Source organism: Serratia sp. JSRIV006 (assembly GCF_019968685.1).
GTDB classification, from domain to species: domain Bacteria; phylum Pseudomonadota; class Gammaproteobacteria; order Enterobacterales; family Enterobacteriaceae; genus Chania; species Chania fonticola_B.
On record NZ_CP074137.1, the window covers coordinates 5469031 to 5491653 of the forward strand.

Consider the following 22623-nt stretch of genomic DNA (forward strand, 5'->3'; position numbering starts at 1 on the left):
AACTACCGATGCTGTTGACCGCAATAAGAAATACCGCATTTGCCCTGCTGGCTTTGGTCATTACCCAAACCAGCGCACTCAGCTTTACCCTGGAAGTTGGCGGCAAGATTAAAAACACCACCGACGCCGAGAACAAAACCTATGTCTTTACCGATAAAGAGCTGTTTGCCATGCCGGTCCACAGCATCACGACCACCACGTCGTGGACGCCAAGAGTAAAATTCGATGGCGTATTGCTGGCAGATATTTTGGCTAAAGTGGGGGCCGAAGGCACCATGATGACGCTCTACGCGCTGAACGATTATTATATTGATGTGCCCATCTCGGACGTGGCTAAATACAATATGATCCTGGCCTATAAAATGGGCGGGGAAATGTTAAAGGTGCGCGATTTCGGGCCGCTGTTTCTGATCTATCCCCGCGATGCCGGGGGCGCGGAGCTCAACTCTCCGCTGTATAACTCGCGCTTTATCTGGCAGATCAACAGGATAGTAATTAAATGAAGTTAGTCCGCTTCAAAGACAGCGGCAGGTTGGCCATTCCGGCCATTTTTGCCGCCTTATTCCTGCTCGCCTCGACGGTGACGCTGTATTACTACAGTGCCACCTTGTCCAAAAAAGGGCTGTATGCCGTTGCCGGTACGCAGGAAAACTACTCTTGGTCGATCGCCAAGTTCGCCATCAAGCTGGCGGAATTTGAAACCCTGGTGGAACAGCAAAAAAGTACCAATCAGGTGGATATCGATAACCTGAGGCTAAGGTTCGATATTCTCTATTCTCGCTATTCGGTGCTCGCCCGCCCGTCAGAATCGACCCTGCCGCTGTATCACGAGCCTGGATATCCCGAGCTCGTTGAACGGATGCGCAATGAAATTACCCAGTTGGATCAGTTGGTCAACAGCCCTCAGGTAGATCTGGGGCTGATTTCGCAAGCCATGCAACAGATCAAACCCTCCGCGATTATGATGGCCAACCTGGCGGACCACGCTGAAGTGAAGCAGCGCACCGGCGCTTACGAAGATTTTATCGAGAAAAGGCACATCATCTTTTATGGCCTGGTGATCATTATGTTCTCGGTGATCGCGCTGATTGCCATCACGCTGATCGTCATCCGCCAGCAGCGCCAAACCATCAGCCAGCAGTCGAAGGCCATTCGCGCAGAGCAAAAGGCTATCCGCACCAAAAACGCCTTCCTCGGGGCCATCGGCCATGAACTGCGCACCTCGCTGCAAAGCATTATGTCCGCCATTGATGTGCTGACCAATACCCGCGTATCCCATGAGCACAAGGATACCTTCCACCGGCTGGAAACCGCCGCCGAGCAGATAGAAAGCCAGATGAAGGATCTCACCGATTATGCACGCCTGGACAGCGGCATGATGGAGCTGCGCATTGTTCCCTTTAATGCCCAGCAGGTGATCGACGAAACGACGGATGAAATCGCCATGCTGACCCATAAACCTGGGGTCAAACTGGTACGTGAAGTGGAGTTTACCCATGCGCAGGTCTATTCAGACCCTCAGCGGCTTCGGCAAATCGTGGTTAACCTGCTGACCAACGCCTTTAAATATACCGAAAGCGGCACCATCACGCTGCACAGCTGCCTGCGTAGCCAACCGGCGGGAAGCTCGTTAATCATTGAAGTCACGGATACCGGCATCGGTATCGACAATGCCCTGCTACCGCAGATTTTCGAGCCCTTTACCCAGCTCGATCAGTCAAATACTCGCCAATACAGCGGGGTTGGCATGGGATTGGCGATCGTCCACGGCCTGGTCGAATTGCTCGATGGCACGATCACGGTGTACAGCGAAGTGGGAGAAGGCAGCACCTTTATCGTCAGCATCCCCGTTGAGATCAGTGAAGAACAGTTGCCGGAGCAAAGCCCACGTCCGGCAGCGACGCTGTTGAAAAAAGAGCAGCAAATCCTGGTGGTGGACGACAATCCTGCCGCAGGCATGGCCTTTATCGCCCTGCTGGATAAGTTGGGCTATCAATATGAGCTGTGTGACTCGTCGGAACGTGCGCTGCAAAAGCTGTTGCGGCGGCCTTACGATGCCTTGCTGCTCGACCTGCAAATGCCCGGCATCGATGGTGTGGCAGTGGCGCAACAGTTGCGTGACCAGCGTGGCCCGAACCGTAATATCCCGATTATCGGTATCAGCGCCTATACGCCGGAGCTGCTCCCTAGCGAGCAACGCGCCATGTTTGACGATTACCTGATGAAACCGGTACGCATGGAGGCGCTATCCACCTCACTCACGTCGCTGTTTGTCGCTACAGATTAAAGCACCGTTGCAGTGCGGCTTCGATCACATGGAGCCGCACCGGCTTTTCATACGGGCCGAGCACGTCATAATCACGCATTGCTCTGGCAATCTCTGACTCACGCAAATCGGTGCCCAACTGGCCGGTCAGCACCAGGATCGGCGCATCCGCATGATCGGAAGTGCGAATGGTTTCGATGCATGTCTGCGCCGTCTCATGGCCTATCAACCAATCCACCACGTAGCCATCAAACGGGCTTTTGGCCAACGCCTGGCAGAAACTGCTGACGTCATAGAAAGCCACCGCGTTAAATCCTTGGCTATTGAGATACTTGGTTAGCTCATCAGCGGCCTGATGTGCATCGTCCAATACTGCAATGCTCAGGCGATCGTCCTCGCTAAGGCCGGGGCGGATCTCGATCAGTTCGACAGCAAAATACTTGCCCTGTGGGGCTTCGCCGGCTCGATAAACGATCCACTGCCCATCCTGCTGCAAGCCAACAAACTCGGCCTGCTTGCTGCCCACTAGTTCGCTGCTAATGTGCGCCACGCAAGGTAACGCCACCCCGGCCACAGAAAAGATGGCATCCTGTGCCACAGTGGACCCAACAGACTCGCTTTCGGGGAGAATGTCGACGATGGAGGCTGGCGTTTCTCCCAAGGCCAGTGCCACGCTGTTGATTTGCTCCAGCGTCCATGGGCTCTGGCCTTTCAGCTTGCGGTGAGCATGGGAAAAACTCAGATCCAAAATGCGGCTGAGTTCCTTGGCATGTTGTCGCTTGCCGATCCCATGTTGCAAAAAGAGTTCCCTGACCTTGCCGGCAATCGACTGCGAATCGAATTTTTGATGATTGTTAAACATGTTATCCTTCGATATATCTCGCTGATTTTTCAGTCGCTTTGACACCCATCCGTACAGAAACGTTATCGAAATCTCGCATACTATACAATCTTAGCCTAATAGCTTGCTTGACATACCATCTTTTATGGTCAAACATGGTATCAGAAGTGATGTATTATAAAAACGATAGTAGAACGATAAGTTAGTAATAACCATACCAACACCAGGGAAATTATAAGCCGGCCACAACACCTGATTAAAGTATCAACAGGGAGTTGCAAGCTGAGCAAGTTTAACCGCAGAGTTAATTGCTTCACCCCTCGTTAAGCCGGGGCCCGCAAGGGTTCCGGTTTTTTATTTGCCAAAAAACCAATGAAAAGGCCGGAGAGCACTCCCCGGCCCGTCACTCGTTCGCGGATTATCCCTCAACTCTGGCATCTTCCTCAGCCTGACGAATGATGGCTTTGGCCATCCACTGGGTTACATCCTGAATATCATCGAGCTCTAAACCCCAAATGTCCTTCAGCACCAGGAACACCTCGGAACCATAAATCAGCGAAAAGGCGTGGATCACGCGTTGCAGGGCTTCAGCAGGGAGTTTGTTCTGCAAGGGCTCAACCGCCAGCTTCAACAGCCGCTTGCGATTGCCACGCACAAACTTTTCGCCCGGCGTCGCGTTAGCCCATTGCTGGAGCGATAGCTGTAACGCCGCACGTAGCGCGCCTTCATGCTGCTCCATCTGCGGGTAGGCAAACGCCAACAGTTGATGAATGCGCTTGAGCGCATCGTTATCCTGCGGTTGCCATTCAAGGATCGGCCCCAGGCTTTTCGCCACAACGGCGGAGATCAGGGCACTTTGGGTGGGAAAATAGCGATAAGCGGTGGCACGAGAGACCTGCGCATGCGCCGCTAGCTCAGTAATCGAAGGGAAGACTCCACCATCGTAGAGCTCCATCGCACAGGCCAGCAGCAAGCTGCGGGTTTTGGCACGAGTATGTGTCAAAGATTCATCCCGTGGAGCGGGAAATGCGGATATTGGCACGTTTTCCTCGAACTTCCTCGTATCTTCCAGCCTTGGAGTCAATACGATAGACAGCCTCACCGACAGATCCTGGCCCATCGGCAACGTAAAAAATTACAGCTAAGATAGCCAAAAACGGGACTCAAGTCTCACTTTAAACAAATTAATGCTTGCAAAAATGATACGGCAGTCTCATTATGACCAACAAATAAACGATAGTACCTTATTGTCCGACACCAGGGTTCACCACCTACTATAAAAAATAGCATTAAAATCAATTTGTTCAGGCCTTTGTCTGAACCTTTTTCAGGAACAGATGATGAGCAGCACCCCGGGTTTTGTCTATATTGCTACCACAGCAGATACTAAAGGACAAGAACTGGAATATGTCCGTCATCTGATCGCCAATCTCGATTTACCCGTCATCACCCTCGACCTCTCCACTTCCGGTAAGCCTTCTCTGTATCACGCGGACGTTTCTGCGCATGAGATCGCGGGTTACCATCCGGAAGGTGAACAAGCCGTTTTTTGTGCTAATCGCGGGCAGGCGATTGCGGCCATGGCTATCGCTTTTGAGCGCTTCATGCTCTCACGTCGTGATGTTGCTGCGCTGCTCGGTTTGGGCGGGTCTGGTGGCACCGCGATCATCACGCCCGCCATGCAACAGTTGCCCATCGGCCTGCCAAAGCTGATGGTGTCGAGTATGGCGGCGGGTGATGTCGCTGGCTATGTCGGCTCCAGCGATATTGCCATGCTGTATTCCGTCACCGATATCGCCGGGCTAAATCGCATTTCACGCAAGGTATTGAGCAATGCCGCCAACCAGATAGCCGGCGCCATCCGCTTTCATATCGATGATGATGCCGACAGCAAACCTGCCACCGGCCTGACCATGTTTGGCGTCACTACGCCTTGTATCAAGGCCGTGACCAGCGCCATTGAGCACGACTGGGATTGCCTGGTGTTTCACGCTACCGGCAGTGGTGGCCAGGCAATGGAGAAGCTGATCGACAGCCGCTTGCTCAACGCCGTATTGGATCTGACCACCACCGAGGTGTGCGACTATCTGTTTGATGGCGTGTTGGCCTGCAACGAAGATCGCTTTGGGGCCATTGCCCGCACCGAGATCCCTGGTGTGATGTCATGCGGAGGGCTGGATATGATCAACTTCGGTCACCCGAAAACCATTCCGGCCCGCTACGCCAATCGTCAATTTTATTGCCACAACAGCCAGGTAACGCTGATGCGCACCACGGCGCAGGAGAATACCCAGTTAGGGCGCTGGATTGGTGACAAGCTGAACGCCTGCGCCGGGGAAGTATGCTTTGTCGTACCGCTGGGTGGCTTTTCAACCTTGGATGCGCCAGGGCAACCCTTCTGGGATCCACAAGCGCTGAGCGCTTTTGTTCACTCGCTGGAACGGACGCTGGTACAGACCGCAAAACGCCGGTTGCTCAAGGTACCGTACCATATCAACGATCCCCTGTTCGCCGCGGTTATTATCGAACAATTTAATGCCATTGCTGCTTCGGCTAAATAATCCTGTCAGAAAATAAAAAAAGCCGGGCAAATAACCCGGCATTTTTATTTTGACAGCAATGTGAATTATTCAGCAGCAGGGACATGATCGCGCATTTTCTTCATATGCTCCATCATCTTCTGCTCGCGTTTCTGATAATTCTCATTGTATTGTTTTTTCTGCTCTGGCGTTAGCAGGTTATACATTTTGTTTTCCGCTTTGGCACGTTCCAGCATGTGCTCGGATTGCGCTTTGCCGATTGCATCGATCTGGGCTTTTACCTTGGCTTCGTCAAAGTTTTCCGAAGCGATCATACTGTGTAGCGCCTGGCGTTCGTCTTTAGCTCCCGGGCCGCGTTTTTGATGCGACTCTTTCATAATATCGCGCATCTGCTGGCGTTGATCTTTGGTCAAGTTCAAACCAGCAAAGAGATTGTCTCTTTTCGCCTCTTTATAGTGCATCATTTTTACCGGGGCGGCAGGTGTGGCCGATGCGGTTGCCGGGGCGGTAGTTGCATCGGCAGCAAAGGCGGCAGAAGCAGAACCCAGGGCTAAGGTTGAAGCGACAAATAAAGCAGTCAGTTTACGCATAATTATTTCCTTAAAAGTTATTCTTCATCAGGAGCGCTGTACGTTAACAGGCTCACTATCTCGTCGTCGGAAATAATAGTATGCGCATGAATATATAGTAATGCGAGGGAGTGTAAATTTTTTAAAATCAAAAATGGCAATATTCGTCAATTATGAATAAATTATGGAGAAGGCGTCTGTTATTTGGAAGATTACATGACCCAAGCGTAATTATTAGTGTGGCTTTTGTCCACCTCCAGCTTGGGATTAATTTAGCATCCCTAGCCACAACTCTGGCTCAACGAAGCCAAAAACTGATTTTCGCACACTGCGCGGTTCTCTTTTACACTCTATACAGACGTCGTTCACGCGATCCCCATCGTCTTTCAGGCTGCAGCGTAGGGTCCGGCTGTCCCATTTTGAGGAATGAACATGTTCGCAGACCAAGGCCCGATACTCCTTAACACCCATTTTGGCACCAGCAGCCCTTACTGGCATCTGGCGTTTGACAGCAATGCCCTGCAGTTGACGGCAATCAAAGGCAAAACACACCTTGCCGTGGCCCTCGACGAAATGCAGGCGGCGAAAATCCGCCGTCTGAGCGGGGTCACCGCCAGCCTGGATCTGACCATCCAACTCAGCGGCCAGCCCATCCACCTGCATTTGGTCGGCCGCCGGATCAATAAATTTGAGTGGGCTGGCACCGCCTCTGCCTATACCGATACCGAGGCCGTGGCACGTGATTTGGTGCACGGCCTATCGTTTGCCGAACAGGTGGTGTCAGAGGCTAATTCCGTCATTGTCATCGTTGACCAACACGGCCGCGTCCAGCGCTTTAACCGCCTGAGCGAAGAGTATACCGGCCTGCAGGAACAGGACGTGATTGGCAAAAACGTCTTCAAGATGTTTATGAGCCCCGAAGAGGCCGCAGCATCCCGGCGCAATATTGCCAACTTCTTTCACAACGGGGCCTCCTATGAGGTGGAGCGCTGGATCAAAACGGTCAAAGGCGAGCGGTTATTCCTGTTCCGCAACAAGTTTGTCCACAGCGGCAGCGGCAAAAAAGAGGTGTTCCTGATCTGTTCCGGCACGGATATCACCGAAGAACGCCGTGCCCAGGAACGCCTGCGGCTATTGGCCAATACCGATACCATCACCGGCCTGCCAAACCGCAACGCCATTCAGGATGATATCAACCGGGCGATAAGCGAACGCGGTGAAAGCCACGTAGGGCTGGTCTATCTCGATCTGGATAACTTCAAAAAAGTGAACGACGCCTATGGCCATATGTTTGGCGATCGCTTGCTGATCGAGGTGTCCCACGCCATTCTCAGTTGCCTGGATCATGGAGAAAAACTTGCCCGTCTGGGGGGCGATGAATTTCTGGTGCTGGTCACCCAGGCCGACCGGATCATGCTGCAAGAGCTGGCTCAGCGCATTATCGATCGCTTGCAAATGCCCTTCCGCATTGGCCTGATCGAGGTCTACACCGGCTGTTCGATTGGCATTGCCCTCTGCCCGCAACATGGCCACGATCTGGACAGCCTGATCCGCAGCGCCGATACCGCCATGTACGTCGCCAAAGAGCACGGCAAACGCACCTTTATCGTCTTCTCGCCGGACATGAACCGCCGCGTTGCCGAATACATGTGGCTGGATACCAACCTGCGTAAGGGGCTGGAACAGGAGCAACTGGTGGTGTATTACCAACCCAAGGTCACAACGCTCAACGGAGCCGTGAACAGCGTAGAGGCGCTGGTCCGCTGGGATTCACCGGAGCGCGGGCTGATCCCACCGCTGCAGTTTATCTCCTATGCCGAAGAGTCCGGGCTGATTGCCCCACTTGGCCGCTGGGTGCTGCAAACCGCCGCTAAACAGGCTGCCATTTGGCAGCAGCAGGGGCTGAATTTACGCATTGCGGTTAACCTTTCCGCCAGGCAGTTGGTGGATGACAGCGTGGTAGACGATCTGGTTGAGGTACTGCGAGAAAACCAGCTTTCTCCCTGCACTCTGGACTTTGAGCTGACCGAGAGCAGCCTGATAGAAGATGAGAATCGGGCGCGTGAGGTGATCGCCCGGCTACGGGCCTTGGGCGCCCAGGTACACCTGGATGATTTTGGCACCGGTTACTCCTCTCTGGCCCAGTTGGCACGTATCCCGCTGGACGCTATCAAGCTGGATCAAAGCTTTGTTCGCGGCGTCAATCTGGCCCCGGTATCACAGTCATTGATACGCGCCATCGTCGCGGTCGCCGAAGCGCTACAGTTCAAGGTGATTGCCGAAGGGGTCGAGACGGACAGTGAAAATCGCTTCCTGGACTGCGTTGGGGTCGATGAAAAACAGGGATTTCTTTTCGCCCGGCCGATGCTGCCCGAACAGTTGGAGCAGTGGCTGAAAACCTATAGCCCGCAATCACCAGAGTGATGCGGGCGGGAATTAACGCTTAGCCAGCGTGACGCTGATTAAGCGTGTGCCGATCCTGCAACATCACCAACCGCTCAATGTACAGGCGATCCTTCTCCTCGATGGTAAAGGCCGCGTGCACCCAATCCTCGGTAATGTCCATCAGCTCGGAGCGGGTTAACTGTAATACCCGCTGACGCGCGCGCAACATGGCACGCATACCATTCAGCTTGGGCCTGATGGTGTCGATGAAGGTACGAGTCGCCATATAGGCATCACCTGGTTGAAACAGCTTATCCACCAGCCCATAGTTTTCGAACCATTCGGCAGTGTGAGACTCACCGCTCCAGATCAGTTCTTCCGCCAGGCGCATACCTGCCTTGCGGGCTACCAGTGAATAACCGCCCATACCGGGAAACAGATTGAAGGCGATTTCTGGGAACCCCATCCGTGCGTTGTTCTGCGCCAAAACAAAATGGTGCGCCAATGCCGCCTCAAAACCGCCCCCTAGCGCGCTGCCCTCCACCATGGCAATGCTGATGGCCCCGGTATCAAAACCTCGTGCTGCCGCATGCACACAGTCGATACAGGCCCGGGCATATGCCATCATCGCCTCACGCTTGCGGTTTTTGATCGCTTCGGCAAAAAAGCTCAGATCCCCGCCGACGTTAAACATGTTTTGCACCAGCGAGCCGGTGACCCAGAAGTCGAACTGCAACGTCGACTCTTTCGCCGCCTGCGCCAGCGTCATGATGTCTTCTATCAGCGCCTGATTGAAGCAAGGACGCGGCTCTGCACGCAGTAACATCCACATGATGTGGCGATCTTCCTCGTAATAAGCGGAAAGTTGCGACAGGTTGCCCGCTTCGGTAAATGGACGACAGGTGGGATGATTGAATAATTTCATAAGACCTTCCATTTTATCTATTGATTCAGGAAATAACCGTTCCAGCCCCTACGGCTGCAGTAGGCGCATGCCGGATAAAAAAGCGCGCGCCATAAGATGAGTAAAAGCCTTCCTGGCGCTGAGATAGATAAAATTGCAGGGATCCGGCAGAAAAACAGACGTGTGGTGAATAGGACAAAATCGAACGTTCTTACTCGCAGTTGTTGGTAGAGGCCATCATCAGAATTAACCCAATCTCGTCCATTAGCGACCAAATCGAGGGCATATTTGGCTATAATCAAGCACATGCCCATTGATTTACCTGAAGGATACCGTGACGTAATGCAGAATAAAGCCGCTCCAGAGCAGCCTGAGGCCATTGAGAAACCGACGATCGCCATCAAAACCGGCAATCAAAAACTGGATAAAGGCCTTTCGGGGTTCGCTCGCCTGATAGAGCGCGTTAAAGCCTGGCCCACCATCGCTCACCTGCTGCGAGCCACCGAACGCTTCAACGACCGTCTCGGCAGCCAGTTTGGCGCCGCCATTACCTACTTCTCGTTTCTCTCACTGATCCCGATCCTGATGGTGTCGTTTGCCGCCGTGGGCTTTGTGCTGGCATCTAATCCGGATTTGCTGGCCGAACTGATCAACAAGATCGTCAACAGCATCAGCGATCCCACGCTGGCCAGTACCTTGAAGAACACGGTGAATACCGCCATCCAGCAACGTACCACCGTCGGCCTGACCGGTCTGGCGCTGGCGCTGTACTCCGGCATCAGTTGGATGGGTAACCTGCGTGAGGCGATCCGCGCCCAGTCCCGTGACGTCTGGGAACGTAATCCGCAGGATCAGGAGAAAATCTATTTTCGCTACACCCGCGATTTTATTTCATTAACTGGCTTGGTGGTGGCGCTGATCGTCACTCTGTCTTTAACCTCGATTGCGGGTTCTGCCCAGGCGGCCATCGTGCATGCGTTGGGACTGGATGGCATTGAATGGCTGCGGCCGGCGATGACGCTGATCGCGCTGTCGATCTCCATTTTTGCCAACTACCTGCTGTTTCTGTGGATCTTCTGGATGCTGCCACGCCATAAGCCGAAGAAAAAAGCGCTGCTGCGCGGCACCCTGATCGCCGCAATTGGCTTTGAAGCCATCAAGTTTGTGATGACCATGACGCTGCCACAGGTCGCCAAATCACCTTCCGGTGCCGCCTTTGGCTCGGTGATCGGGCTGATGGCGTTCTTCTACTTTTTTGCCCGCCTGACGCTGTTTTGCGCCGCCTGGATCGCCACGGCACAGTATAAAGAGGACAAAACCCTGCCGCAGGGCAAGTGAATATCCACCATCAGCATGGTATTCATGCCAGTCGCAAGGTTGCGACTGGTTTTTTATTTCAATAATCAACTCAAAAAGCAGTCAATAACTCTAAAACCAGACTAACCGATCGGCAAAAACCAGCATAACAAACTACCCTATAACTTTTCTTTGCACCTTTTCCAGTCATTCTCTCTGCTTATAGCTCACTTCGCCACGTTAACGACCATAGAACGTCAACTCGTTAAAACATTAGTCTTTTTAACAGTTTATTTGCCAGATAGTACAAAATCTCCCCGTTGAAAAGCCATTTTGCTATGACTAAGATGAATTTTTCCCTAGTCAAAATATAAGAAATAACTATGCAAGCCACCATCGCAACCCCCTTGGACGCCGATGCCGCGTCCACACCGGTTAACTCCCGGGGAAAAGTCATCGTCGCCTCTCTGGTCGGTACCGCCATCGAGTTCTTTGATTTCTATATTTATGCCACCGCTGCGGTGATCGTATTCCCGCATATCTTCTTCCCACAGGGTGACCCGGCAGCTGCAACGCTACAATCGCTGGCCACCTTCGCCATCGCCTTTGTGGCACGGCCCATCGGCTCTGCTCTGTTCGGCCACTTCGGCGACCGCGTCGGGCGGAAGGTCACCTTGGTGGCTTCACTGCTGACCATGGGGATTTCCACCGTGCTGATCGGCCTGCTGCCAAGCTATGCAACCATTGGCATCTTTGCACCGATCCTGCTGGCGCTGGCACGCTTTGGCCAAGGCCTGGGTCTGGGTGGCGAATGGGGCGGTGCCGCGTTGCTGGCCACCGAGAATGCGCCTGCCAACAAACGTGCGCTGTACGGCTCTTTCCCGCAGTTGGGTGCACCGATCGGCTTCTTCTTCGCCAACGGCACCTTCCTGCTGCTCTCCTGGTTGCTGACTGACGAACAGTTCATGACCTGGGGCTGGCGCGTACCGTTTATCCTCTCTGCCGCGCTGGTGCTGGTGGGCCTGTATGTGCGTATTTCGCTGCACGAGACTCCGGTTTTTGCCAAGGTGGCCAAAGCGGGCAAACAGGTGAAGGTCCCGCTCGGGACGCTGTTGAGCAAACACAAAAAGGCTACCATCCTGGGTACCTTCATCATGCTGGCTACCTATACGCTGTTCTACCTGATGACCGTTTACTCCATGACCTACGGCACGGCCGCAGAGCCGCTGGGGCTGGGATATTCACGTAACAGCTTCCTGTGGATGCTGATGGTAGCGGTGATTGGTTTTGGCGTGATGGTGCCGATCGCCGGTTTGCTGGCCGATGCCTTTGGCCGCCGCAAGACCATGATTGTCATCACCCTGTTGATGATCGGCTTTGCCTTCCTGTTCCCGAGCATGCTGGGTTCCGGCAATCAGCTGTTGGTGATGGCTTTCCTGCTGCTGGGGCTGAGCATTATGGGCCTGACCTTTGGCCCGATGGGCGCACTGCTGCCTGAACTGTTCCCAACCGAAGTGCGCTACACCGGAGCCTCGTTCTCGTATAACGTGGCCTCGATCCTGGGGGCTTCGGTAGCGCCTTATATTGCGACCTGGTTGGCTAACAACTACGGGCTGTTCTACGTTGGCATGTACCTGGCGGCCATGGCCAGCCTGACGCTGATCGCGCTGCTGCTGATGAAAGAGACCCGCCACACTTCTCTGTAATCCTCTCCCGGCCCCCTGCCTATGGGGGCCGTTTGTCTGTTGTCACAAATCCCGGCTATGCTATTCCCCCATTTGCTGAGGAAACCCGCCCATGTCATTGCGCCGTTGGCTCTGTTTGTCTATTACGTTGCTGATAATTATCGCCATTGCCGCCTATTTCTGGCTGAAACCGGCCCACCCGGATGCGCTGTGGCATATCGTCAGCCAACAATGCCTGCCGAATCAGCAACAAAACCATAATCCGGCCCCCTGCGCACAGGTAGATGAGCAGGCAGGGTTCGTGGTGCTGAAAGACCGCACTGGGCCTTTGCAATACCTGTTGATGCCAACGGCCAAAATCACCGGCATTGAAAGTCCGCAGGTACTGAAGCCCGATACCGCCAACTTCTTCGCCTTAGCCTGGCAGGCCCGGCATTTTATGGCGGATAAACTCGGTAAACCGATCGACGATGCCGCCATCTCTCTGGCGATCAACTCCGAATATGGCCGTACGCAAAATCAGCTGCATATTCATATCTCCTGCCTGCAACCGGCGGTAAAAAACCGGCTGGCGCAGCTGCAAGGGGATTTCAGCGAAAGCTGGCAGCCGCTACCCGGTGGATTGCTGGGGCATGATTATTTGGCTCGCCGCGCCAGCGCTGCTGAACTCAAGCAGCTTGGGGCATTCCGTTTGCTGGCTCAGGGCGTTGAGGGCGCACGTGAAAGCATGGGGAGCTACGGCATGGCGATGACGGCCTTGCCGGGAGGGGATTTCCTGCTGTTGGCTGTGAAACGTAACCTATGGCAGCTGAATCTGGCCTCCGCCGAAGAGATCCAGGATCACAGCTGCCGGGTACTACAGTAATCTTGGGTCACTTCTTGTTCTTCATCTGCTGCAGGATCTTGCCACACTGGTTTTCTTCGCCACCGTCACTCGGTGAAACCAGAGCCAGCAACGCTGCTGCCGGGGCGACAACCACACCCAACGCCACCGCAGCCACCCCGCGGGCAATCAACGGCCCAGCCTTCACGCCAGCGTCCGGTTTTTTAAACGTCCCTTTGACATACAGCGGCGAACGCAAGGTCAGCACCCGCATCCCTTTGCTTTCCGGATCGATGGACAGATCCAGCCGCTCGGTGGCGAAATTGATGTTGCCGGTGATGTTGATGATGGCATTTTCCGTATCAAACACGAACAGTCGTGGTGTCGCCAACCCGCTGCGAATGCCGACATCCGCCGCCGCGCAGTTGATCCCCACCTCGTCATCACCAAACAGTTGAGCGACCAGGTAGTTACCTACGTTGAGGCCCAGGATTTCCATCAGGCTGCGGCTGATCACGCCGTCATTGATCAGCAGGCGCAGATCGCCGCTGCTGGTCGCCAGCAAATCGGCCACCGAGTTGCCGCTGCCTGTTAGCTTGGCATCGCCGTTCAATTCCCCCAGGCTGCGCTTCATCGACTCCACGTTCGGCAGCAACTGCTTCAGCTGGAACTTACGCGCGTGCATATCCACCCGGCCCTGCATCGGGCTCTTGCTACCATCAAGACGGACGGTGGCATTCAGGTTGCCCCCGGCCACGCCGAAGCGCAGCGGGTCCATCAGGATCACTGCGTTATCCAGCTTAAGATGGGTATTCAGATCGCTCAACGGCAGCGAACTGCCATGCTCAATGCGTTTAGCGGTAAATTTGACGTCGGCATCCATTACCCCCCAGCTTTTGGTTTCGAACTTCTCAACCGGCAGCACTTTGTCGCTCGGCTGGCGGGTTTTCTCGCCGCGATTGGCTTTCTGCTGATTGGAGTCCGCGCCGATCAATGGCGCAAGATCGGCAAAACGCAGCTGTTTGGAAAGCATTTCACCGCTCAACTTGGGCCGCGGGTGGCTCGCAACGTACTTCAAGTCCCCATGGATATCGCTGTCACCGATCTTGCCGTCAAAGCCCTGATACTCGAATACCGCACCGCCCGGTTGATGCAACTGGGCGATAAGATGACCATCGGTAGAATAAGGTGGAGTGTTGGGTAACAGCACGCCGGTCAGCGCATACAGGTTTCCCAGGCTGTCACCGGAGAATTTCAGCCGTAGATCCAGGCCGCCAAGGTTCAGCGGATCGGACAACGTCCCCGCAACCTGCACTATGGTATTGCCGGAACGGACATCGGCCTGCAGCGGGAACGGAATATCAGCACTTTGCAGTGACAGCATGCCACCTATTTTGCCGCTGCCTGACAGCGCTTCACCGTGGTATTTTCCTTTAATCTTCCAGCCGAAGACATAATCCGGCGTCGTCGCTTTATCTCCCGGCTGCTTACCCGCAACTTCACTAAAGGGCAGAGGCTTGCCAAGTGGGTCGATCAGCGCCTGGAAATCGGCCTTGAGCGTGGCGTCTTTAAAATCAATCTGGCCGCGATCGAACACGATATCGTGAATGCTGACAGACCAGTCTGACTGCGGTTGGTTGGGGTCTTTTTCGGCGCTGTTAGCCAGGTTGAAGGTCCAGTTATTGTCACCGTTCGCCAGGCGCTGTAGCGAGGCATTTGGCTGTTTCAACCAGATACGCGGGATCAGCACCTCTTTGCCCAGCAGCGCCAATGGCGCGATCGAAGCATCGACGCGTTGCAGTGTGACCATCTCATCACCGGGGATCTTGGCAGGGTTGCCCAGCATAATATCTTCGGCGTGAATATGCGGCCAAGGTACCCAGGCACGCCAGCCTCCCTCATCCTGGTGACGTTCCCAGTTAACGCCCAGACCGCCACGAATAGCAAACGGGCGCTGCAGCTCGGCAGAGACTTTGCTATTGATGGTGGGTTTGAGGCGGTTCCAATCGAAGGTGGCAATGAACACCACCAAAACCACGATAATCAGCAGTACGATGCCGCCAATCCAGCTAAAAGTTTTGCCTGTTCTTGTCATAGCGGCTCCCTTGAGGCGATAGCTGACTGCGAAAATTGATAAGCAGCCTTACTGAAAGCCTAGTCGAGGATAAGCCTAAGTTCACGCGATGGGAACTAATGGGTCAAGGGATGGGGGCAATAAACCGCGTAGGCAGCGTTTTCAGCTGGTCAAAATGTGCAGGGCGGCTCAGGTAATACCCTTGGGCTGCAAACGCGCCAGAGCGCTGTACCAGCAGCCATTCCTGCTCTGTTTCTACCCCTTCGACAATCACTCCGTCGCTATGCTGGCTCATCAGGCGCACCAGGGTAAAAAACAGCTGGATGCCCTCGTCGCTTTGCTTGAGCAACATGAACAGCTCGCGCGCCACCTTGATATACTGATAACGCCAACTGCTGACCGCAGAGAAATTCGCCAACCCGCTACCAAAATCATCCAGCCACAGGCGCTCCGCTCCGCGGATATGCTGCAGCGGCCCATTCAACGCCCTGTCTGCCTGCTCAACCAGCTCAAAACGCAGGTAAGGCATGACGCTGATTTGCCGCTGCATCGCCGGGTGTCGCTGCAGGGCCTGTAAGGCCTTGCCGTCGATATTGATGGAGACCATCAACGCATGGTGGATAAACATGGCCTGCCATTGCTGCAGTAAATTGAGCTGTTCCTGAAGCACCGCCAGGCGCTGGCGCAACCCCAGCGCGGCAAAGTAGTCCTCTGGGGAGACCGGCTTGCTCGGTGCCGCCGGATGATGCACAGCAGTAAGCAGCTCTACCGCCAGCAATTTGCCGCAGGTGCGGTAAATGGGCTGAAAAGTATACAAACGCCGACACTGCCGCCAGTAACGGAAGACCTTGGCACGCTGCCAGGCGGCAAACAATGGCGTCAGTAGACCAGAGATCATGTTGGTTATCATCGGTTCTATCGCCATTAGGGAATGGGAACGATAACGTTGCCGGAAATTTGTCGATCTTGTTATCGGCAACGCACAATAAAACTTTAAGCCTGGGTAAAAGGTCCCTACATTAAACCATTACCTACATGCAACGTTTCTATAACAAGAGGAAAATTTAATGCCCTACGTAAATATCAAAATTACCCGCGAAGGCGCAACCGCGGAGCAGAAAAAACAGCTAATTGCAGGCGTGACCCAACTGTTGGTCGATACGCTCGGCAAAAATCCGGCCACTACCGTGGTGGTTATCGATGAAGTGGAAACCGATAACTGGGGGATTGGTGGTCAATGTGTCACCGATCTGCGCGCGGCGGCCAAGTAGTTTTCCTTCCTCAGCGGCGGGAAACCACGCGTTTCCCGATCGCGATCATAAACTAATTAAAACGCTGTTTTATTCCTATTGACTCGCTTCGCCCTTGCGTTGAGACTGGACGTATTCGCAGCAACCAGACTCATTATCAAGCCAGGGATTATCATGAACAGCAAAAACCTCGCCGTGATCGGCGAATGCATGATCGAACTGTCGCAGAAAGGCGCCGATCTCAGCCGTGGATTCGGCGGCGACACCCTCAACACTGCCGTCTATATCGCCCGTCAGGTGCCGCAACAGGCGCTGAACGTGCATTACGTCACCGCGCTAGGCACCGACAGCTTCAGCCGGGAAATGCTGCAAACCTGGCAGCAGGAGCAGGTAAAAACCGATTTGATCCAGCAATTGGACAACAAGCTGCCGGGGCTGTACGTGATCGAAACCGACGATACCGGCGAGCGCACCTTCTATTACTGGCGCAACGATGCGGCCGCACGCTACTGGCTGGATGGCCCGCAGGCAGAGAGCCTGTGCGCACAGCTGGCGCGGTTTGATTACCTGTATCTGAGCGGTATCAGCGTGGCGATCCTCAACCCTGCCAGCCGGGAAAAACTGCTGACCCTGCTGCGCCAATGCCGGGCCAACGGCGGCAAAGTGATCTTCGATAACAACTATCGGCCGCGGCTGTGGCAAAGCCAGCAAGAGACTCAGCAGGCCTATCGCGAGATCCTGGCCTGTACCGACATCGCCTTCCTGACGCTGGATGATGAAGATTTACTGTGGGGCAAGCAGCCGGTTGAGCAGGTGGTGAGCCGTACCCGCGACTTTGGCGTGAGTGAGATTGTGATTAAGCGTGGCGCAGATTCCTGCCTGGTGTTCAGCGCCGATGGGGGAACCCACGACGTACCGGCGGTCAAACTGCCAAAAGAGAAAGTGATTGATACCACCGCCGCCGGAGATTCCTTCAGCGCGGGTTATCTGGCTGTACGCCTGACCGGCGGTGATGCGGTTAGCGCGGCCAAACGTGGTCACCTGACCGCAAGCACGGTGATCCAGCATCGCGGGGCCATCATCCCACGCGAGGCGATGCCACAATAATTCCCGAACGCCAGAAATGCACAAGGCCAGCAACGATGCTGGCCTTTTTAGTTGGCCCGATAAATCGGGCCTCTACAATCTTGGTGCTTAACCGGCTACTGCGATACGTTTCATATCGGTCATATAACCACGCAGTTTGCGGCCAACGGATTCGATCGGGTGGTTGCGCACCGCCTCGTTCACGTCACGCAGCTGCGCGTTGTCAACGGTGGTACCTGCAACTGATTTACCCAGATCGCCCGCCTGCAGAGTGGTCATGAACTCTTTCAGCAACGGTACCGCCGCATAAGAGAACAGGTAGTTACCGTATTCTGCAGTATCGGAGATCACCACGTTCATTTCATACAGACGCTTACGCGCGATGGTATTGGCGATCAGTGGCAGCTCGTGCAGTGATTCGTAGTAAGCAGACTCTTCGATGATGCCTGAATCCACCATGGTTTCGAAGGCCAGCTCAACGCCCGCTTTCACCATTGCTACCATCAGTACGCCGTTGTCGAAGTATTCCTGCTCGCTGATTTTGCCTTCAAACTGCGGCGCAGTTTCGAAAGCGGTTTTGCCGGTCTCTTCACGCCAGGTCAGCAGTTTCACATCGTCTGCGGCCCAGTCTGCCATCATACCGCTGGAGAATTCGCCAGAGATGATGTCGTCCATGTGCTTCTGGAACAGCGGAGCCATGATGCCTTTCAGTTGCTCAGACAGCGCATAGGCACGCAGTTTCGCCGGGTTGGACAGGCGATCCATCATCAGGGTGATACCGCCCTGTTTCAGCGCTTCGGTGATGGTTTCCCAGCCGAACTGGATCAGTTTTTCTGCGTACGCCGGGTCGGTACCTTCAGATACCAGCTTGTCGAAGCACAGCAGAGAACCCGCTTGCAGCATACCGCACAGGATGGTCTGCTCGCCCATCAGGTCAGATTTCACTTCTGCAACGAAGGAAGATTCCAGCACACCTGCACGATGGCCGCCAGTGGCTGCCGCCCATGCCTTGGCAATCGCCATGCCTTCGCCTTTTGGATCGTTTTCCGGGTGAACCGCGATCAGCGTTGGTACACCGAAACCACGTTTGTATTCTTCACGCACTTCGGTACCTGGGCACTTAGGTGCAACCATCACTACGGTGATGTCTTTACGAACCTGCTCGCCAACTTCAACGATGTTGAAGCCGTGGGAGTAGCCCAGCGCAGCACCGTCTTTCATCAGCGGCTGTACGGCACGAACTACGGAGGTGTGCTGCTTGTCTGGCGTCAGGTTAACGACCAGATCGGCCTGCGGGATCAGATCTTCGTAGGTGCCAACCTTGAAGCCGTTCTCGGTGGCTTTGCGCCATGAGGCACGCTTCTCGGCAATCGCTTCTTTACGCAGCGCATAAGCCACGTCCAGGCCGGAATCACGCATGTTCAGACCCTGGTTCAGACCCTGAGCACCACAGCCGACGATCACCACTTTTTTCCCTTTCAGGTAACCGGCTTCATCCGCAAATTCGTCACGCGCCATGAAACGGCACTTACCCAATTGCGCCAACTGCTGACGCAGGTTCAATGTGTTGAAATAGTTAGCCATGGTGATGCTCCAGTTAGATGTTGTGTCGTGCAATATTATTCTCATTCCCGCCCTGTCTATGCGGGATCCGTTGAAACCAATGTATAACAGGAATTGCGTTGCTTAAATTGATATATTACGAACGTGACGTTGCAATTTCTGCAACACCCCGCTGCGAGCGTACTGATTATGGACTTACGTGATCTCAAGCTGTTCCTGCACCTGGCTGAAAGCCATCACTTTGGCCGCACGGCCAAGGCGATGCACGTCAGCCCCTCTACGCTTTCCCGCCAAATCCAGCGGCTGGAAGAAACGCTTGGACAGTCGCTGTTTCTGCGTGATAACCGAACCGTAGAGCTGACCGATGCTGGCGAACAGTTGAAAGTGTTTGCTCAACAAACGCTGCTGCAGTATCAGCAGTTGAAACATTCGCTTGGCCAGCACGGCCCTTCTCTGAGTGGCGAGCTACGCTTGTTCTGCTCGGTCACTGCCGCTTACAGTCATCTGCCGCCGATCCTCGACCGCTTCCGTGCCCAGCATCCCCTGGTTGAAATCAAATTGACTACCGGTGATGCCGCCGATGCGGTGGACAAAGTACAATCCAACGAGGCCGACCTTGGTATCGCCGGGCGGCCTGAAACACTCCCCACCAGCGTCGCCTTCACCCAAATCGGTGAGATCCCGCTGGTGCTGATTGCTCCCGCTCTGCCGTGTGCGGTTCGAACGCAGGCTTTTGCAGAGCAGCCGGACTGGGCCAATATGCCGTTTATCCTGCCGGAGCATGGCCCATCAAGAAAACGCATCGAGCTGTGGTTCCGCCGCCAGCACATCACCAATCCGCTGATTTACGCCACCGTCGGCGGGCATGAGGCGATTGTTTCGATGGTGGCATTAGGCTGCGGTATCGCGCTGATCCCCAGCGTGGTGGTAGATAATAGCCCGGAGCCCGTTCGCAACCGCATCTCTCAGTTGGAAAATATCTCGATGGTCGAACCGTTCGAACTGGGGGTCTGCGTGCCGAAAAAACGCCTCAACGAACCGCTGATTGAGGCGTTCTGGCGTTTGCTCTCATAAGTCTGCAGGGTCGATCTGCTTCATCGCTTCCACCTGCATCAGCCACTGGTACAGCGGCTCCAACTGCTGGAAACTCTGCGTAAGGGTAGCGACCAGATCGGCGCTGAACAGTTTTTCCACCTGATTATCTGTGGCCATCACCGCAAAGGACTTACGGTTGTACCAGGTGGCAATCTCCGGTGCCTGTTCCTTCACCAACGGGCGCTTATAGCTTTCCCCCACCAGCTCGAACGGCGCACGGCAGCACTCGGCCACCTCCAAAAACGGCTGTGGCCTGCGCAGCAAGGTATGGCGAAACAGATCCATGGTGGCTTTGTCGGCGCTGTAATAACCCAGGCCATAACGCAGCATGTCCGGCCCTAGTTCAAAGAAGTACACCGGTGCCAGCTTCCAGTCTTTGCTTGGCCGCTTGAAGGTCAGCCACATGCGGCTACGGTAGCGGGATTTATCATGGGAAAAACGCGTGTCGCGATGAATGCGCGACAGCGTTTTGCCAATGGCCGGACGGGTTTCAAACTGCGGGTCAATCATCAGCATCGCAGGACTCAGCGCATCCACCAGCGAACGGAACGGCGTTAACAGCTCACGGTCATACACGCCCCGATTGGCATCAAACCACTCCTTGTCGTTCTCGATCCGCACCTGTTGCAGGAAGTCCAGCCCTTGTTGGCTGAACCCGGTGAACTCATTACTCATACGCTATCCTTGTCGCCGATGTTAGCCCTGCAGGAAGAACCGGAAGGCCGGGTTGTCGGTCTCATCATGGCAGTCGTAACCCAGCGCCTGCAGGTGTTGCTCAAACTCTGGCTCAGTCTGAGAAAGCTCAAACCCTGCCAGCACGCGACCAAAATCGGTACCGTGGCTGCGGTAGTGGAACAGCGAAATATTCCAGTGCGTGCCCAGCGTTTGCAGGAACTTGAGCAGAGCGCCCGGTGACTCTGGGAACTCAAAGCTGTACAGACGCTCACGCAGCGGTTTCGAAGGCCGCCCGCCCACCATGTAACGCACGTGCAGTTTTGCCATCTCATCGTCGGACAGGTCTACCACCTGATAGCCATCACGGTTCAGCTCATCGATGATTTCCAGCCGCTCGGTATGGCCCCTGGTCAGGCGGACCCCGACAAAGATGCAGGCGTTGTCAGCATCGGCATAGCGGTAGTTGAACTCGGTAACCGCACGGCCACCCAACAGCTGGCAGAACTTCAGGAAGCTGCCCTTCTGTTCTGGAATGGTCACCGCCAGCAGCGCTTCGCGTTGTTCGCCCAGTTCGCAACGTTCGGAAACGTAGCGCAGTCCGTGGAAATTCACATTGGCACCGGAAAGCACATGGGCCAGCCGCTCGCCCTGAATATTGTGCTGCTGCACGTATTTTTTCAGCCCTGCCAACGCCAGCGCGCCAGAAGGTTCGGCGATGGCCCGCACGTCTTCGAACAGATCTTTCACCGCTGCGCAGATCGCATCGCTATCGACGGTGATCACATCATCAAGGTATTCACGGCACAGACGGAAGGTTTCATCACCGATGCGCTTTACTGCCACGCCTTCAGCAAACAACCCGACGCGCGCCAGATCGACCGGCTGCCCGGCATCCAGCGCCGCACGCAGACAGGCCGAATCCTCAGCTTCCACGCCAATCACTTTGATTTGCGGCATCAGTTGCTTGATCAGCACCGCGACACCGGCCGCCAGGCCGCCACCGCCCACCGGCACAAACACCCGGTCCAGGTGCGCGTCCTGCTGCAATAGCTCCATCGCCAAAGTGCCCTGCCCGGCAATGACTGCCGGGTGATCGAACGGGGGTACAAAGGTCATGCCCTGTTGCTGCGAAAGCTCAATCGCCTTGACCTTGGCTTCGTCGAAGTTGGCGCCGTGCAGCAACACTTCACCGCCGAAACCGCGCACCGCATCAACCTTGATATCCGCCGTCGACACCGGCATCACGATCAGGGTTTTGATCCCCAAACGGTTGCCGGAAAAGGCGACGCCCTGCGCATGGTTGCCCGCAGAGGCCGTGACCACACCACGCGCCCTCTGCTCTTCATCCAGGCTGGCAATCATCGCGTAAGCCCCGCGCAGCTTAAAGCTGTGCACCGGCTGGCGATCTTCGCGCTTCACCAGAATGGTATTGCCGAGGCGCGCAGAGATCTTGCCCATGGTCTGTAACGGGGTGACCTGAGCCACCTCGTAAACTGGCGAGCGGAGTACCGCTCGCAAATATTCGGCGCCACAGGGGGCGTCGGGTAGGGGTTGTGATACCGCCATGGTGG

The 22623-nt window shown here is 55.0% G+C and carries 19 protein-coding genes; 10 read left to right on the top strand and 9 right to left on the bottom strand.

The window, feature by feature from the left end:
• Positions 1-8: 8 nt before the first annotated feature.
• Entirely contained in the window at positions 9-503 is a 495-nt protein-coding gene (locus KGP16_RS25315; protein ID WP_024527650.1) for a molybdopterin-dependent oxidoreductase, read from the top strand.
• Positions 500-2287, top strand: coding sequence for an ATP-binding protein (locus tag KGP16_RS25320; protein ID WP_021807382.1), 1788 nt, complete (start codon positions 500-502; stop codon positions 2285-2287). Before KGP16_RS25315 ends, KGP16_RS25320 begins: the two co-directional genes overlap by 4 nt.
• Here KGP16_RS25320 and KGP16_RS25325 read toward each other — a convergent pair.
• Both KGP16_RS25325 and KGP16_RS25330 read right to left on the bottom strand, forming a co-directional pair.
• Positions 2277-3128, bottom strand: coding sequence for a helix-turn-helix domain-containing protein (locus tag KGP16_RS25325; RefSeq protein WP_021807381.1), 852 nt, complete (start codon positions 3126-3128; stop codon positions 2277-2279). The genes KGP16_RS25320 and KGP16_RS25325 overlap by 11 nt on opposite strands.
• A 397-nt stretch (positions 3129-3525) precedes the next feature.
• Positions 3526-4062 carry a TetR/AcrR family transcriptional regulator gene (locus KGP16_RS25330; RefSeq protein ID WP_223499731.1) on the bottom strand — a complete coding sequence of 179 codons (537 nt, stop codon included), beginning with the start codon at positions 4060-4062 and terminating at the stop codon, positions 3526-3528.
• A 385-nt stretch (positions 4063-4447) separates the two neighbouring features.
• Here KGP16_RS25330 and KGP16_RS25335 point away from each other — a divergent pair, with 385 nt between their 5' ends.
• On the top strand, positions 4448-5668 hold the full coding sequence (locus KGP16_RS25335; RefSeq protein ID WP_094982430.1) for a Tm-1-like ATP-binding domain-containing protein: 1221 nt from the start codon (positions 4448-4450) through the stop codon (positions 5666-5668).
• 65 nt (positions 5669-5733) lie between these two features.
• Here KGP16_RS25335 and spy read toward each other — a convergent pair whose 3' ends face one another.
• Positions 5734-6237, bottom strand: a complete 504-nt coding sequence (gene spy / locus KGP16_RS25340; protein ID WP_094982431.1) for an ATP-independent periplasmic protein-refolding chaperone Spy — start codon at positions 6235-6237, stop codon at positions 5734-5736.
• 411 nt (positions 6238-6648) lie between these two features.
• On the opposite strand from spy, the gene pdeR reads away from it, so the two are divergent.
• Complete coding sequence (gene pdeR / locus KGP16_RS25345; RefSeq protein ID WP_223500521.1) at positions 6649-8640, top strand: cyclic di-GMP phosphodiesterase; 1992 nt, start codon at positions 6649-6651, stop codon at positions 8638-8640.
• Between the two features lie 19 nt (positions 8641-8659).
• On the opposite strand, the gene KGP16_RS25350 is transcribed toward pdeR, so the two are convergent.
• Positions 8660-9526 carry a crotonase/enoyl-CoA hydratase family protein gene (locus KGP16_RS25350; RefSeq protein WP_071681458.1) on the bottom strand — a complete coding sequence of 289 codons (867 nt, stop codon included), beginning with the start codon at positions 9524-9526 and terminating at the stop codon, positions 8660-8662.
• 321 nt (positions 9527-9847) lie between these two features.
• Here KGP16_RS25350 and yhjD point away from each other — a divergent pair, with 321 nt between their 5' ends.
• From yhjD to KGP16_RS25365, 3 genes are all read left to right on the top strand, one after another.
• Positions 9848-10843, top strand: coding sequence for an inner membrane protein YhjD (gene yhjD / locus KGP16_RS25355; protein ID WP_021181810.1), 996 nt, complete (start codon positions 9848-9850; stop codon positions 10841-10843).
• Between the two features lie 341 nt (positions 10844-11184).
• Positions 11185-12507: an MFS transporter gene (locus tag KGP16_RS25360; protein WP_021807376.1), complete on the top strand. Its 1323-nt coding sequence runs from the start codon at positions 11185-11187 to the stop codon at positions 12505-12507.
• A 91-nt stretch (positions 12508-12598) separates the two neighbouring features.
• Complete coding sequence (locus KGP16_RS25365; protein ID WP_223500522.1) at positions 12599-13351, top strand: CDP-diacylglycerol diphosphatase; 753 nt, start codon at positions 12599-12601, stop codon at positions 13349-13351.
• Between the two features lie 7 nt (positions 13352-13358).
• Here the strand turns inward: KGP16_RS25365 and KGP16_RS25370 are convergent, their stop codons facing one another.
• Positions 13359-15404 (bottom strand): AsmA family protein, encoded by a 2046-nt coding sequence (locus KGP16_RS25370; RefSeq protein ID WP_223500524.1) that lies wholly within the window; start codon positions 15402-15404, stop codon positions 13359-13361.
• Between the two features lie 103 nt (positions 15405-15507).
• A complete protein-coding gene (gene pdeH, locus KGP16_RS25375; protein ID WP_071784888.1) occupies positions 15508-16308 on the bottom strand; it encodes a cyclic-guanylate-specific phosphodiesterase in 801 nt (266 codons plus the stop codon).
• Positions 16309-16450: 142 nt separating this feature from the next.
• Between pdeH and KGP16_RS25380 the strand changes: the two genes are divergently transcribed.
• A complete protein-coding gene (locus KGP16_RS25380) occupies positions 16451-16654 on the top strand; it encodes a 2-hydroxymuconate tautomerase family protein (protein WP_021181815.1) in 204 nt (67 codons plus the stop codon).
• Positions 16655-16807: 153 nt separating this feature from the next.
• The gene (locus KGP16_RS25385) at positions 16808-17740 is read left to right on the top strand and encodes a sugar kinase (protein ID WP_218520156.1); all 933 of its coding nucleotides are present in this window, start codon (positions 16808-16810) and stop codon (positions 17738-17740) included.
• An 87-nt stretch (positions 17741-17827) separates the two neighbouring features.
• Here KGP16_RS25385 and ilvC read toward each other — a convergent pair whose 3' ends face one another.
• A complete protein-coding gene (gene ilvC / locus KGP16_RS25390) occupies positions 17828-19303 on the bottom strand; it encodes a ketol-acid reductoisomerase (RefSeq protein ID WP_021181818.1) in 1476 nt (491 codons plus the stop codon).
• Between the two features lie 168 nt (positions 19304-19471).
• Here ilvC and ilvY point away from each other — a divergent pair, with 168 nt between their 5' ends.
• Positions 19472-20356: an HTH-type transcriptional activator IlvY gene (gene ilvY, locus KGP16_RS25395; RefSeq protein WP_059201933.1), complete on the top strand. Its 885-nt coding sequence runs from the start codon at positions 19472-19474 to the stop codon at positions 20354-20356.
• Here the strand turns inward: ilvY and KGP16_RS25400 are convergent.
• Together KGP16_RS25400 and ilvA are read right to left on the bottom strand one after the other, a co-directional pair.
• Positions 20351-21052, bottom strand: a complete 702-nt coding sequence (locus tag KGP16_RS25400) for a DUF2461 domain-containing protein (protein WP_021807370.1) — start codon at positions 21050-21052, stop codon at positions 20351-20353. The genes ilvY and KGP16_RS25400 overlap by 6 nt on opposite strands.
• A 21-nt stretch (positions 21053-21073) precedes the next feature.
• Positions 21074-22618 carry a threonine ammonia-lyase, biosynthetic gene (gene ilvA / locus KGP16_RS25405; protein WP_021181821.1) on the bottom strand — a complete coding sequence of 515 codons (1545 nt, stop codon included), beginning with the start codon at positions 22616-22618 and terminating at the stop codon, positions 21074-21076.
• Positions 22619-22623: the final 5 nt, after the last annotated feature.

What these genes read in the sequence shown, in the direction of transcription:
- KGP16_RS25320 (WP_021807382.1), top strand. Translation starts at nt 500, where the DNA reads ATGAAGTTAGTCCGCTTCAAAGACAGCGGCAGGTTGGCCATTCCGGCC.
- pdeR (WP_223500521.1), top strand. Translation starts at nt 6,649, where the DNA reads ATGTTCGCAGACCAAGGCCCGATACTCCTTAACACCCATTTTGGCACC.
- KGP16_RS25380 (WP_021181815.1), top strand. Translation starts at nt 16,451, where the DNA reads ATGCCCTACGTAAATATCAAAATTACCCGCGAAGGCGCAACCGCGGAG.
- KGP16_RS25365 (WP_223500522.1), top strand. Translation starts at nt 12,599, where the DNA reads ATGTCATTGCGCCGTTGGCTCTGTTTGTCTATTACGTTGCTGATAATT.
- ilvC (WP_021181818.1), bottom strand. Translation starts at nt 19,303, where the DNA reads ATGGCTAACTATTTCAACACATTGAACCTGCGTCAGCAGTTGGCGCAA.
- KGP16_RS25370 (WP_223500524.1), bottom strand. Translation starts at nt 15,404, where the DNA reads ATGACAAGAACAGGCAAAACTTTTAGCTGGATTGGCGGCATCGTACTG.
- KGP16_RS25325 (WP_021807381.1), bottom strand. Translation starts at nt 3,128, where the DNA reads ATGTTTAACAATCATCAAAAATTCGATTCGCAGTCGATTGCCGGCAAG.
- KGP16_RS25350 (WP_071681458.1), bottom strand. Translation starts at nt 9,526, where the DNA reads ATGAAATTATTCAATCATCCCACCTGTCGTCCATTTACCGAAGCGGGC.
- KGP16_RS25330 (WP_223499731.1), bottom strand. Translation starts at nt 4,062, where the DNA reads ATGGAGCTCTACGATGGTGGAGTCTTCCCTTCGATTACTGAGCTAGCG.
- spy (WP_094982431.1), bottom strand. Translation starts at nt 6,237, where the DNA reads ATGCGTAAACTGACTGCTTTATTTGTCGCTTCAACCTTAGCCCTGGGT.
- KGP16_RS25360 (WP_021807376.1), top strand. Translation starts at nt 11,185, where the DNA reads ATGCAAGCCACCATCGCAACCCCCTTGGACGCCGATGCCGCGTCCACA.
- pdeH (WP_071784888.1), bottom strand. Translation starts at nt 16,308, where the DNA reads ATGGCGATAGAACCGATGATAACCAACATGATCTCTGGTCTACTGACG.
- ilvA (WP_021181821.1), bottom strand. Translation starts at nt 22,618, where the DNA reads ATGGCGGTATCACAACCCCTACCCGACGCCCCCTGTGGCGCCGAATAT.
- yhjD (WP_021181810.1), top strand. Translation starts at nt 9,848, where the DNA reads ATGCAGAATAAAGCCGCTCCAGAGCAGCCTGAGGCCATTGAGAAACCG.
- KGP16_RS25385 (WP_218520156.1), top strand. Translation starts at nt 16,808, where the DNA reads ATGAACAGCAAAAACCTCGCCGTGATCGGCGAATGCATGATCGAACTG.
- KGP16_RS25335 (WP_094982430.1), top strand. Translation starts at nt 4,448, where the DNA reads ATGAGCAGCACCCCGGGTTTTGTCTATATTGCTACCACAGCAGATACT.
- KGP16_RS25400 (WP_021807370.1), bottom strand. Translation starts at nt 21,052, where the DNA reads ATGAGTAATGAGTTCACCGGGTTCAGCCAACAAGGGCTGGACTTCCTG.
- ilvY (WP_059201933.1), top strand. Translation starts at nt 19,472, where the DNA reads ATGGACTTACGTGATCTCAAGCTGTTCCTGCACCTGGCTGAAAGCCAT.
- KGP16_RS25315 (WP_024527650.1), top strand. Translation starts at nt 9, where the DNA reads ATGCTGTTGACCGCAATAAGAAATACCGCATTTGCCCTGCTGGCTTTG.